The sequence below is a fragment of the Gracilimonas qinghaiensis genome (assembly GCF_046602855.1).
Taxonomy (GTDB): Bacteria; Bacteroidota; Rhodothermia; order Balneolales; family Balneolaceae; genus Gracilimonas.
This window is the reverse complement of record NZ_JBKINJ010000001.1, coordinates 1,344,917-1,357,787: the sequence shown is the minus strand read 5'-3', so window position 1 is coordinate 1,357,787 and position 12,871 is coordinate 1,344,917. Positions and strand designations below refer to the sequence as shown.

The following is a 12,871-nucleotide window of genomic DNA, read 5'->3' as shown; positions in this document are numbered from 1 at the left end:
TAAGCGGTTATCGGTTCACAATAGAACATCTTAACCATGAAATTTTGAACGGTATATAAATGATCGATCGGATATACGCACATATGCAGGCCATGCAGGTTTTACAAAAATCGCAGGATATTACTGCTGATAACCTTGCAAATATTAACACTCCTGGTTTTAAAGGGAATAAAGTATTCTACCGTATGTTCAAAGAGAATGTGGATGGTAAAGAGGTAACGAAAAGCGTGCCGATGCAACAGATCAATTTGAACCAGGGTTTATTGGAGCCTACAGGTAACGAGTTTGATCTGGGTATCAATGGAGAAGGATTTTTTACTGTGGAACAAGATGGACAAATGTTCTTAACCAGAGACGGACGTTTTCACATGGATCAGGATGGTTTTCTGGTTAACACTCAGGGAGCAAAAGTATTAGGAGAATCTGGCGACATCCAGCTATCAGAGTACTTTACGAATCAAGGCACATCAGGTGTAGCTCCTAAATTAGAAATCGCTAAAGACGGTACCATTAGCATTAATGAAACTGATGTGAATAAAATTCAGATGGTGAATGTGGAAGATCCTGCTCAACTGCAACGCAAGGGGAGTGCTTATTTCTCGGTTACAGATCAGGAAGCATTGACAAATTCGAATGTGGGAACCCTGATGCAAGGCTATTACGAAAAAGGAAATGTAGAACCACTAACTGAGATGGTTGATATGATGAGAAACATGCAGATGTTTGAATCTCAGCAAAAAGCTATGCGAACTTCTGATGATCTGTTGTCGAGAGTTAGCACGCAATTAGGAAAATTTTAAATATTAACATGGATAACCCAAACAAATATGTTTAGAGCATTAAGTACAGCCGCACTCGGAATGAGTGCTCAGCAAAGATCGGTAGATAACGTAGCTAATAATTTGGCCAACGTTGGTACGACCGGATTCAAACGAAGCACGATAGCTTTTCAGGATCTTTTCTATGAAAATATAGCATCCTCGAAACGAGGCGGCGCAATAAATGGAACAAATGGCAAAGGTCCTTCACTGCAGATTGGGCATGGATCCAGAGCTGTTGCCACCATACGAAATTTTATGCAAGGTGCGGTTGCTGAAACCGGAAATCCATTGGATGTAGCCGTAAGCGGTACTGGTTTTTTTCAGGTTGAACTTCCTGACGGATCTGTTGGCTACACACGGGACGGTAATTTCAGTATGGATTCTACGGGAATGCTGGTCAATAATTCAGGCCTGCCTCTGGCTAGTCAGATCGAGATACCGACGGATGCTGTCGCAATAGAAGTTGCGCAAGATGGAACAGTGACTGCAATGATGGCCGGAGATAACACACAGATTGAACTTGGGCAAATCGAATTAGCCAAATTTGCAAATCCGGGTGGACTTGATGCTATGGGGGATAACTTATTTGCTGAAACTGAAGCGTCAGGACTGCCATTTTTCGGCAATCCGGGTGATGAAGGTTTTGGCGTGGTTCGTCAGGGCTATTTGGAGCAATCAAATGTAGACATTGTTACTGAAATGGTTCGGCTGATTGAAGCCCAGCGTGCATATGAAACAAACTCCAAGATGGTTCAGACGGCTGAAGATATGATGTCAGTAACAAATTCCATCAAACGATAAACAGCCAGCTTCATGACTATTAAACTTCTCATACTCATTATCTCTGCTTTTTTCTTACATCCTGCTGAATCTATATCGGATGCAGAGCAAGTGATTTTAGACAAAGCAGAACAAGCGATCTATAAGCAGTTTAAAAATGAAAATATACGTTTTGAACTATTTGTAAGATGGATTCCCGGAAGTTTAAGAAGTTTGGATGGATCATATATTGAGACTGTAAAACTGGTTGGAGCACTTCAAAAGTACACTAGTTTCAAAGTTACATTTACGGAATATGGGAGCAAAAAAAATAAGGAAGTGCAACTTTTAATTCAGGCTGAACAAAAAGTACCGGTACTTCTTGAGAGAAAAAATCGTGGTGAAACCATTGAAGAAACTGATGTACAATGGCGTTGGATGAATATTGATTTGACTCGGGACAATCCTGTCCATGATCTGAAAAATATACAAGGAAAAACGCTTCGCAGGTCACTTACAGCCGGTCAGTTCATTGATGAGGAAGATATTGGAGCATCATTTCTGGTAAAAGCAGGGGATGAAATTGAAATGGTCTATCACCAACATGGTCTTCAAATTTTATTGAATTGTGAATCCAGACAGGATGGTGCTGAAAAAGAAAAAATTCAAATCTATTGTAAAGAAACACGTAAAAAATATCAGGTTCAAATTACAAGCTCAGGAGAAGTTCTATGGCTCAAGACGCAATAAAAAATTACTTAGTTGGCATATTCTTAATAAGCGGCTTGTTATGGCCACAAATCGCTTCTGCTCAAAAATCTCTTTACCGCGATGTGAAAGCAAATACGGTGGGGGATGTAATAACTGTGATCCTTCTCGAAAGTACAAATGGTAGCTCCACGTCTGATGCGAGGCTTTCTTCGAGTGCAAGTGGATCAGCAGGAGGATCCATGTCAGGTAATTTCATGCCCTTTAAACCCACATTTGGTGCTGATGCAACGGTTAATTATGGTTCTGATCAGAAGAACCTATCCAATCAAAGGCAGCTTCTTGAGGGTTTTATCAGTGTTCAGATAAAAGAGGTTACACCAAATGGAGATCTAATTGTGGAAGGCAACAGGCTCACCGAAGTGAATGGCGAAGTGCATGAAATGATGTTGAATGGCATAGTACGTCAAAATGATGTTAACAGTGATAATGAGGTGCTTTCGTACAGGATCGCTAATGCTAATATCAGTTACCAGAAAAAGGGTGGCATCAACCCCAAAACAAAGAACCGAGGAATTCTTAAAAAAGCCGCTATTGGAGTCGTTTCCCTGGGATTAAGTGCTGTTGTGATCTTAAAACAATTGGGTAATTAAAATATGAAAATCATGAAAAACATTTATAACCAAATGCCCCAGTTCATAAGTACTATTATCCTGGGGACGCTTTTATCTGTATTTATCTCCCTGACAGGTCACGCACAAACAAGGTTATCTGATTTAGTTGAATTGGAAAATATGCAACGTAAAGAATTGATCGGATATGGTCTTGTAACTGGGTTGGATCGAACCGGAGATCGTTCAATGGGAAATAGAGGTGCTGCTTTTACTGTACAATCTGTAGCGAATATGCTGGAGAATTTTGGAATTACGGTTGATTCGGAAAGACTCCGGACTCGTAATGTGGCTGCTGTTATGGTTACCGCATCTATTACTCCATATCATGCACCGGGTAGTGAAATCGATGTAACGGTATCATCACTTGGCGATGCACGTAGCTTACAGGGTGGGGTATTGTTACAGACCCCGCTCATAGACCCAGATAACCAAGAAGTGTTTGTTAAAGCTCAAGGCCCGTTGGTGGTAGGAGGAATTACAGCAGAATTGCCAGGGGCAAGGGTAAGCCAAAATCAAACTCTGACAGCTACTATACCAGGTGGCGGAATAGTAGAGCAGAATGAAGAAGTAGATCTGAACACTGAGGTACCGCTTGGGCTGGTATTGAGAGACCCAAATTTTTCTAATGCGAGAAATATTGTTGAAGTCATTAATGAGGCTTTTGATGAAGAACTAGCCTCTATACATCATTCTGGCTTGGTTCGTGTTGCATGGCCGGAAGCTTTTCGCGAGAGAGGCACCATGAATGTATTCACAAGCATTATTCTAGATCAGAAAATTGAAGTGGAAACACCGGCGCGTGTAGTCATAAATGAGCGAACCGGTACTATTGTAGCAGGTGGCGAAGTTATTATAGACGAAGCTATGATCTCGCATGGAAATATTCAGTTGCGTACTCAGGTGAATCCATACATTAGTCAACCACCGGCATTCAGTCAGGGAGAAACAACCATTTTGAACGTACCGGAAGCCGAATTGAGGGAGGACCTTGCTCAAACATTTACCTTAGAGCCAGAGACGACCGTTCAGCAATTGGCGGCCTCCTTGAATTCCTTAGGGCTGAGTCCTCGTGATATTATTTCCATTTTTCAAGCATTGGATCGTTCTGGTACACTCAGAGCAAAATTAATTGTGATGTAAACATTACCTAAAAAAGAAATCAGTCTTATGAAAGTAGATCCATTTATACCTATGACCATGAAGCAGAACGCAGAACAAAGATCGGATGATCTTAAAAAGGAGCAGGCCGCAAACGATTTTGAAGAAATATTTGCAAAGCATCTTGTGAAAGAAATGACTAAAGATTCATTCAAAATGTCCGATAACAGTGGAGTAATGGGTAATGCAAACAACTTATATCGTGAACATATAACGGATGCACTCGCAAATGAACTGGCAAGTCAGCGTAAGCTTGGAATGGCAGACCTTGTCTCTAAATACTGGGGACAAAGCACCGGTTTAAAAGGAAATTCATAATCTATAATCTCATTTATAATGAAAAACGATAAAGTTACTAATATATCATTGCAACGCCTTTCAGATACTGTAGAGTTATTGGATAACAGCTCTAAACAACTTATGAGTGTTATGGAAGATCAGATCAACGCTATTATCACATCAGATACTCAAAAAATTGAATCCTTAATCGATGCTCATACTGCGCTTTCGTGGCATTACAAGGAAAATGAAAAAGAATTCATGAAGGATTTGACAGAGTTACTGAACAAATATTCTAATGAAGGCAAAGACACAAACAACATCAGGCTTTTGAAGCTAAAAAACGTTTTTCCTGAATGGGGAGAAGAGATAGACTATTGGCATTCAACGCTATCCGACAACACCAGAGAGCTGCAGCAAAAACACAATCAGGTAATCCAACTCCTGGAATTTGCCATGAAACAAAATGCTAAGATGATGCATGCTATATATAGCCAGCATAATGAGAAAAATTCCAGATATGTTGCAAATGGCATGCGCTCCGATATCATTACCGGTGTTGCTGTAAATCAGGAGATCTGATATGCGTTCATTATTAGAGATTTCAAAAAGTGGGTTAAAAAGTGCAGAAAGATCACTTTCTGTTACCTCGAATAATATTATTAATGCAAACACGCCCGGTTACACCCGTCAGCGCCTTGAAAAGTCGCCTAATGGTATGCAAATGTCAGGCTCTCACATCGGATTGGGAGTTGAGATCACCGGACTTACACGTATGCGCAATCAAATGAATGATGTGCTGATGAATCAAAAACAGCAGGATATGTCGTTTATGCAAGGGCAGGCTAGAGTTTTTGAACAGCTTGAAGCTGTGGTTGCAACCGATTCAGGAAATGACTTAGACCTTAGCATAAGTAAGTTTCTGGATAGTTTTTCAGAGCTTTCATCGAATCCTCAGGACATGAGTCTGAGAAATAGCTTAATAAGTAATGCTCAGGAATTGACTGGTAAATTTCAGGACATTGACCGGAATATTGAGCGAATCAGTGAGTTGAGCAGAGATTCAGGGATGAAATCGGTAGAGAAGTTAAATAGTATACTCAGCGAAATTCATTCCTTAAATAAAGCTATTGAACAAGGCGAGGCTGCAGGTAAATCAGATAACGCAAGTCTGGACATGCGAGTGGCTAGAATGGAAGACCTTTCTAATTTAATTGATTTCGATAGTCAGGTCACTGAAACCGGAGCGGTCGAGATCAGAGTTAGTGGAGTCACAATACTTGATTCTGATAAAGCTCATACTGTAACTACAGAGATCGACGACATTCGTAAAGAGTTTACGCTAAGAATAGAGAGCGGGAAAACTATTGACGTAACCGGCGGACGGCTCGGTGCAGAGGTTGAGATGTATTCCAAGCAGATCTCTGAGATGAATAGTAAGCTCGATCTACTAGCTTCAACCCTTGTCGAAAAAGTAAATGAGATCCACAGAAACGGTTATGGTTTGAATGATGATACTTCAAGAAACTTTTTTGATCCGGCAGGTACGACAGCCTCAGAAATTCAGTTAAACTCCGCTATGAAAATGGACCCTAGAAATATAGCTGCTTCATCTGTTGATGCTGAAGCAGGCAATGGGATCATCGCAGCTGACATTGCAGAGTTAAGAAATGAACTAGTGGTTGGAGGGCGTAAAATGATCGATTTCTCCATTGAGCTTATTAGCACTCCGGGAACTAAACTGCAGAACTTAAATTCACAGATCGAAGCGCGTGATTCTGAACTGAATATGCTTAAAACACAGCAAGAAAGGGAGGCTGGTGTGAATATTGATGAAGAGTTGAGCTTAATGATACAGTACCAGAATGCGTATCAGGGAGCAGCTAAAGTAATGTCCGCTGCTCAAAATATGTATGATACATTAATTGGAATAGTGAGGTAAAAGATGAGAGTTACGCAAAAGCTATTATTTGGAAATTTTATGCGGGATGTGAATAAAAATCGCAGCGAAGCAGGACAGATACAGTCTGATCTGTCGAGTGGTAGAAGTGTCAGAGTTCCATCGCAAGATCCAGTTTCATTTCAGCGTGCACGAATCACCCAAGAAAACATTCGTAAGGAACAGCAATTCCAAGACAACATCGATAATGGATTACGGCAAGGGCGCTTAGCTCAAGACAAGTTAGGTAAAATGATAGATGGCCTTATCGAAATTAAAGAATTAACGGTGAGAGGATCTTCTGATTCCTATGGCGCCAAAGATCGCGAAAGCATGGCCGATCAGATTCAGGGTTTAAAAGTCACTTTAGCAAATTCATTGAATCTAAGCTATGGAGACCGATATTTGTTTGCTGGAACAAACAGTGATCAACAGCCATTCGAGGTGGATGATGTAACAGGTAATGTGACAAACAACAGTAATGCTACAGGTCCAATTATTAAAGCAGGTGACGGTGTAAATATCGAGTTCAGTGTAACAGGTTCTGAATTAGCCAATACTGCGTCTGGAGATCTTTTTGTAGTCTTGAATGATCTTGAACAGGCATTCAGGAATAATGACCAGGCTACCATAAATAATTATTTGGGTTCAATGGATAATGTAATTGAGCATGTTACAGACCTAACATCAAAGCTTGGTAACAATATTAATAGAATGGAATATATGTTTGAGCAATATGAAAGCTCGAAGATTACTCAGAATGCTGATGTAAGTAAGCTGGTCGACACAGATTTTGCAGAGGCCTTTTCAGAAATGCAGCGAAATCAAGTAGCTTATGAATCAGCAATGGCTGTTCACTCTACTATGTTTAATAACACTCTTCTCGATTATCTTTGATAACAAAATCATTTCACTATTTATAAGTTAGCTATATGAATTCCATGAAAAACGGGCAACAATTAAAAAAGAATTTGAAGTATGTAAGCTGGGCTGAAATCGTAGTTCATTTCACAGACATGAAATATGTAAATATTAAAAAACTGACTCGATTAAGTGCAGTATTTAATAGAGTACACGTTTTGGCACCGGAATCCGGACCTTTGCTGAATACAACGGATATAAGTTGGCATATTTATAATAAAGATATAACCCGTACAACACTTTGGAATAGCTATTTAAAAAAAGTTGAGAGTGAATGGGTCCTTTTCATTGAAAACGATGAGCAAGTTATATTTATGGATTTCCCGGAGGAGAAAGATATTTCTTTTACGAGATGGGCACCTGTTTTAATTACAGTAAAAGCCGAGGAAAAACGAAAACAGTTTTATCAGATGCGTTTTGTTCATAATAGCGGCAAAGCGGTATTTCAAGGCCAAGATTTTCCCGATTGTACAGCATTTATAACGGGTAATTCTATAGAGATTTCAAATATGCCGATTCAAATAGAGCGCGAATCGGATTTTATCAATCAAGTAGATCCTCTTAAAGAACTTTCAGTTTCAGATTATGCACCTTCAGTGTATTTAATAGAGGGAGAGCGTTGTGTTAAGAAGGGTAAATATACTCAGGCAGCGTCACAGTATCGGCAACTTTTAAAAAAAGAACATCTCTTGCCATTTGACAGGTTGGCGGGTGTAAATGGACTTGCAAGCTGTTATACGGAACAATATAAGTGGGAGAAGGCATTGCTAGTTACAAAACAGTCGATGGAAACGGAATCTTTGCAGAATATACCTTACCTGATCGAATTCAGAATCTATCAGCTTCAACGAAAATGGGAAAAAGCATTTTTTGCTTTGAATCGATATCATGAATTGTCTCAGCTGTACTCTAAAGCAAGCTTTGATGTAGCATTGAGTGAAGAAGAAACTCTTGTAAATCTGGCAGACCTATCTATGAAATTAGGTAAAAGAGATAAATCGAAGGAGTATCTAAAAGAAATATTTAAGATAAAGAATGGTAACGTGGAGACTTCGTTTCTGAGGAAGCTCTTACTTCTTTGTCTTGAACTTAAGGATAAAGAAAGAGCAATTTATTTCTTTAATAAAGTATTTGAAGGTTCATACCCGAATAAGCTCAACGAGGAGCAAAAGATAGAATTCAATGATTACATGAACTTATTCATGAAAAATGAATGGTATGAATTCGTTCACAATATTTATAATAGACTATTGCAATCATATCCAAACGAGGATGAGTATAAACGCAGACTGATTGTTGTTTCTATAAAAACTAATCGCATTGAAAAAGCAAGAAAATTAGCAGCTAAGGTAGCCTAAAAGTAATAATTAATGTCTCCGGTAAATTGGCTACTTTATGTACCTTTAAGTTTGTTACGAATTGTACGGTCAGTGATACCTAAAAGTTTGGCCGCTTCTTTCTGATTTCCGTTGGTGTGATTAAGTGCCTTTTTGATCAGTTTCAATTCCATTTCCTCCAGGGACATAAGAGGTACATCCGCATTATTTAAAACTTCTTCACTTAGGTTATTATCAACATTGGAAAACATGGCATTATCAATATGCTCTGTAGTAATTTTATCGCTATTCTGTGCCAGAATAACACCCCGATGTATTTTATTGTTTAATTCTCTGACATTTCCCCGCCACTCTTTTGACATTAGGTGGTTTAAAACCTCTTCAGTCAGCTCTTTTTTCTCCATATCATATTTTTTAGTGTATTTATCCACAAAATAATTGGCAAGAAGTGGAACGTCTCCTTTTCTATGACGGAGGGGAGGAATCTCTATGGGAAATACATTCAGCCGGTAGTATAGATCTTCCCTAAATTGTTTATCTGCAATAGACTCTGCTATATTCCTGTTAGAAGTAGCTAAAATGCGGACGTCTGCATGAACCGGTTTTTGGCTTCCAACTCGATAAAATTCGTTTTCCTGAAGGACCCGAAGTAGTTTTGCCTGAACTGTAATATCGATCTCAGTAATTTCATCCAGTAAAAGAGTGCCTTTTTGAGCAGCATCAAAAGCGCCTTCGCGGTCTGATGTAGCCCCGGTAAAAGCTCCTTTTATGTGCCCAAATAAAGTGCTTTCAACCAATTCTGAAGGCAAATTTGCACAGTTTATTTTGATATAAGGACCTTCAGACCTGTTACTGTGTTTGTGGATCTGGTGAGCAAAAACTTCTTTTCCTGTTCCACTTTCACCCTGAATTAATACGGGGGCAACGTTCTTTGCAATTTGAGGCAAAATACGCAAGAGTTTCTTGATCTGTGGATCGTTACCAATAAACTCGAGTTCGGAAGTTTCAGATTGATCTACCGGGCTTATTTTTTCTTTTTGTGAAGTTTTATTTGGAGCTTTTTCAACTTTAAATTCGCGTCTTTCACCCGGAGAACTTAAATTCACATCCTCATCAAAATATCGATTAACTCTGTATAGTATATCTCTGGCTTTGAAAGGCTTAGTCACGTAATCAAATGCTCCCTTATGAAGTGCCCGTACAGCATGATTGATATTTCCAAATCCGGTTATCATTATAACACCGGTGTCCGGGTATTTGGATTTTACTTCTTTAAGAAGTTCATCTCCGGTCATTTCATTCATCTTTACGTCTGTGATAACCAATTCGACTCTATTATCTTCGAGAAACTTTAGAGCTTCCATTGGATTGCCGAAAGCAGAGACTTCAAAATTATTTGTGGTTAGAACTTCTTCTAAAAATTCAAGGAGCAGTTCATCATCATCAACAATTACAACCGGTTTTTTCATAGATAACATGTGGGAGTAGATTGAAAAGGGAATAGTTCAGCGAAACAACTATCCAGGCGGAACTAAAGTTACATCATAAACAAAAAATCATAAACAAAAAAAGAGAGTTGAAAAACTCTCTTTTAAGTTAATTAAAGAAACACTCATAAAGTAAAATAAGAGTGACTTATTTGTCAATTAGGTTTTCTGCTATTTTACCCCAAACTTCAGGATCATTCAGCATTTTGCCAATCTCAGTATTGTTGGCTGCTTCATCCGACACGCCCTTGGCTTGTTCATAGGCCTGGAGTTTGACCTTCATTTCCTTCACTTTGTCAAAAGAAGACTCATTCAGTTTCTCCATTTCTACTTTGGCAAACAACTCTTCGCTTTTCTGGGCGCCATTGTTACTTAGTGATACTTTATCAGATAAATCTTTGGAAGATTTTTCAACCTTAGAGGTGCTTGAAGCCTCACTCGCTGCTTCCGATTTTGTACCGTTAACCTGATTACTTAAGTTTGATGTTAGTTTATTAATTTCCATGGTCTTATCCCTTTGATTTTCTGATCTCAATAATATGAAATATTAGGGTTTTGTGAAACATTATACTGATCTTCAGCTTTTCTTTTTCTTTTGGCATTAGCCAGTTTTTTCTCTTGAAATTCGAGCATGTCTTTCGCTTTATCTTGAATACTTTGATTCAGTTCGTTGAACACATTAAAATGGGACTTAATCGAAGTCATCTCACCTTTTTGTAGAGATGAAGCTGTATATTTATCTTTATACTGTCCAAGCATTTTAACAAACTTTTCTCGTTGCTTTAACTCTTTGATAATGGTATCAAAGGACGGTTCATTGCTATCCAGTTCAATTAAGATATTGGAGCTGCTATCATTAATTTGAGTGATCAATTTTTCAACGGATTTCATTTGGGGATCCATCAGCTATCTAAATATATATTTTATAATGCATGTTATTAATATGTAAGTCCATTATCGACCATCCTCTATAAAACTTAAATTGGAATATTTTAATATTAGCTATATTAATCAGAAACCTATTGAGTTTCTAAAACTCATTACCTGTGCAAATTGTTCTTCACCCTGAGTAATAATCTGCTGCAATTTATTAAATTGTTCACGTTGGCGTTCTTCATAATCTTGAAGATATCGCTCTTCAGATGTAATTCGTCGGTCTAAACGGTCGATTTTTTGCTCAACACCATTTTCGAGTGAACTTATAATTCCGTTTGATTTCGTATAAGTTTCTGCTTGGCTTTTCATTTGACCGATTACTGAACCCTCAGCAGTGAATAATTGCTCAACTTCATCTGGCCGGTTTTGAAGCATTTCTTCTAACAGAGAAGAGTTTTCAACATACATTTCTCCATTATTTTTAAAACCAATACCAATTTCAGAAAGTCTTTGTAATTCTCCTTCTGCGGCTCCCTCAAAACCTAATATTGCTGTTTGCCGTAAATTATATGTTAGGTTACGAACAGACCTCATACTCTGGAGTGCTCCACGGCGGTTATTTTCAGAGTCTATAAAGGTACGATCACGTATAGTTTTATTTACATTGTTGAAACCTGAGATCAAGTTATTGATGTTAGCTTTTGCTTTGCTAATATTTCTTGACAGTGAAATAGTTTCTTCTACGCCGGTTGCCTTTTTCAGTTCTATGGTTAGACCACCTATTGCGTCATCTACAGTATTTTGAGATCGTATAAAATCAACGCCATCCAGCCTGAATTTAGCATCTAATTCAATTTGAGGGGTAAGGTGAGTAGTATTATTGGTAATTTCTGCAATTGTACCGGTTGCATTTTGAAACTGAATCCTATTACCATAACCGGTATCCAAACTTTTCACCGATAACTGGAAATTATTATCACTTACATTAAAAACGGTTGCCTGGGCTTCCTCTCCGAAAATATTATTAATTGCGATGGCAAATGAACTTAGTATTTCCTCATTTGTTTTATCCACCAATATACCGGTTCCGTCATCTTTTTGTGTTTCAACAGTGATGGTTTCTGTTTTCGAACCAATGGTAATATCAACTGATCCATTTCCGAAATTGGAAAGGTTTTTTTCTGTACCTAAATAAGTATCAGATAGAGCAATATCATTTTTTGCAATCCTTTCTATGCTAATTTTATGATCTGCGGTCTTTTTAATTCCATCGACATTGGATATTTCAACAGTATCTTTATTAGAAGAAAAAGTAGAAAGAGGCTGAAAGGAATTATTTGTTGGATTTTCGAGCTCTTTAATATTATTAATAAACTTTGATATTGAGGAACTGACTTCACCCAAAGCACTTTTAATTTCATTCTGAGTACTTCTTTGAGCTTCAAACTTAAGTTTAGTTTGACTCTCAAGTTGAACTAACTGAGTAACAAACCTTTCGTAAGGATTTTGTTGTCTGAAAAGATTTTGAATTGAACTCATAGCTATTTAGTTGGTTATTTATTGTGCGATATTTATCACTTTTGAGTGTTAAGCTATTTGTTTGCAATATCATCCCATGTATCTCTAAGCGGTTCTAATATCTCCCTAACCTCTTCAAACTTACCTTCTCTTGAAAGATTTTGACAATAGTGATAAAGGGAAAAAAGTTGATCAGCCGGTTCGTGATCAAAATTTAAACCAGAAATCATAGTCGAAATAATACTCCGAAGTTTTTCACCATCTTTACGATATGTCGATTGGATAGCCAGATCGTACATTTTAACTACCAATTGAAGCGGTGAAGAATCTTTTACAGCTTGTTGTTGATAAACTAATTGTGGATCACGCATTTGAGTATTTCGCTTTAAGTTAA

At 38.1% G+C, this 12,871-nt stretch carries 15 protein-coding genes; 10 read left to right on the top strand and 5 right to left on the bottom strand.

Annotation, left to right across the window (positions count from 1 at the left end; translation table 11 throughout):
- Positions 1-59: 59 nt before the first annotated feature.
- The 10 genes from ACKGJO_RS06000 to ACKGJO_RS05955 are packed head-to-tail and all read left to right on the top strand — an operon-like array spanning position 60 to position 8,617.
- The gene (locus tag ACKGJO_RS06000; RefSeq protein WP_411322504.1) at positions 60-800 is read left to right on the top strand and encodes a flagellar hook-basal body protein; all 741 of its coding nucleotides are present in this window, start codon (positions 60-62) and stop codon (positions 798-800) included.
- Positions 801-827: 27 nt separating this feature from the next.
- Positions 828-1,622 (top strand): flagellar basal-body rod protein FlgG, encoded by a 795-nt coding sequence (flgG, locus tag ACKGJO_RS05995; RefSeq protein ID WP_411322503.1) that lies wholly within the window; start codon positions 828-830, stop codon positions 1,620-1,622.
- 12 nt (positions 1,623-1,634) lie between these two features.
- Entirely contained in the window at positions 1,635-2,330 is a 696-nt protein-coding gene (gene flgA, locus ACKGJO_RS05990) for a flagellar basal body P-ring formation chaperone FlgA (RefSeq protein ID WP_411322502.1), read from the top strand.
- Positions 2,312-2,941, top strand: a complete 630-nt coding sequence (locus ACKGJO_RS05985) for a flagellar basal body L-ring protein FlgH (RefSeq protein WP_411322501.1) — start codon at positions 2,312-2,314, stop codon at positions 2,939-2,941. Before flgA ends, ACKGJO_RS05985 begins: the two co-directional genes overlap by 19 nt.
- Before the next feature lie 12 nt (positions 2,942-2,953).
- On the top strand, positions 2,954-4,102 hold the full coding sequence (locus tag ACKGJO_RS05980; RefSeq protein ID WP_411322500.1) for a flagellar basal body P-ring protein FlgI: 1,149 nt from the start codon (positions 2,954-2,956) through the stop codon (positions 4,100-4,102).
- A gap of 27 nt (positions 4,103-4,129) precedes the next feature.
- Positions 4,130-4,438 (top strand): hypothetical protein, encoded by a 309-nt coding sequence (locus tag ACKGJO_RS05975; RefSeq protein ID WP_411322499.1) that lies wholly within the window; start codon positions 4,130-4,132, stop codon positions 4,436-4,438.
- An 18-nt stretch (positions 4,439-4,456) separates the two neighbouring features.
- The gene (flgN, locus tag ACKGJO_RS05970; RefSeq protein WP_411322498.1) at positions 4,457-4,981 is read left to right on the top strand and encodes a flagellar export chaperone FlgN; all 525 of its coding nucleotides are present in this window, start codon (positions 4,457-4,459) and stop codon (positions 4,979-4,981) included.
- Position 4,982: 1 nt separating this feature from the next.
- Positions 4,983-6,341, top strand: coding sequence for a flagellar hook-associated protein FlgK (flgK, locus tag ACKGJO_RS05965; protein WP_411322497.1), 1,359 nt, complete (start codon positions 4,983-4,985; stop codon positions 6,339-6,341).
- 3 nt (positions 6,342-6,344) lie between these two features.
- Positions 6,345-7,235 (top strand): flagellin N-terminal helical domain-containing protein, encoded by an 891-nt coding sequence (locus ACKGJO_RS05960; RefSeq protein ID WP_411322496.1) that lies wholly within the window; start codon positions 6,345-6,347, stop codon positions 7,233-7,235.
- Between the two features lie 44 nt (positions 7,236-7,279).
- Positions 7,280-8,617, top strand: coding sequence for a tetratricopeptide repeat protein (locus ACKGJO_RS05955; protein ID WP_411322494.1), 1,338 nt, complete (start codon positions 7,280-7,282; stop codon positions 8,615-8,617).
- Between the two features lie 35 nt (positions 8,618-8,652).
- On the opposite strand, the gene ACKGJO_RS05950 is transcribed toward ACKGJO_RS05955, so the two are convergent.
- The 5 genes from ACKGJO_RS05950 to ACKGJO_RS05930 form a co-directional block, all read right to left on the bottom strand.
- Positions 8,653-10,065: a sigma-54-dependent transcriptional regulator gene (locus ACKGJO_RS05950; RefSeq protein ID WP_411322493.1), complete on the bottom strand. Its 1,413-nt coding sequence runs from the start codon at positions 10,063-10,065 to the stop codon at positions 8,653-8,655.
- Between the two features lie 166 nt (positions 10,066-10,231).
- Positions 10,232-10,588, bottom strand: coding sequence for a hypothetical protein (locus ACKGJO_RS05945; protein WP_411322492.1), 357 nt, complete (start codon positions 10,586-10,588; stop codon positions 10,232-10,234).
- 26 nt (positions 10,589-10,614) lie between these two features.
- Positions 10,615-10,974: a hypothetical protein gene (locus ACKGJO_RS05940; RefSeq protein WP_411322491.1), complete on the bottom strand. Its 360-nt coding sequence runs from the start codon at positions 10,972-10,974 to the stop codon at positions 10,615-10,617.
- 120 nt (positions 10,975-11,094) lie between these two features.
- Complete coding sequence (gene fliD, locus ACKGJO_RS05935) at positions 11,095-12,498, bottom strand: flagellar filament capping protein FliD (RefSeq protein WP_411322489.1); 1,404 nt, start codon at positions 12,496-12,498, stop codon at positions 11,095-11,097.
- A gap of 53 nt (positions 12,499-12,551) precedes the next feature.
- Entirely contained in the window at positions 12,552-12,848 is a 297-nt protein-coding gene (locus ACKGJO_RS05930; protein ID WP_411322488.1) for a flagellar export chaperone FliS, read from the bottom strand.
- Positions 12,849-12,871 lie beyond the last annotated feature (23 nt).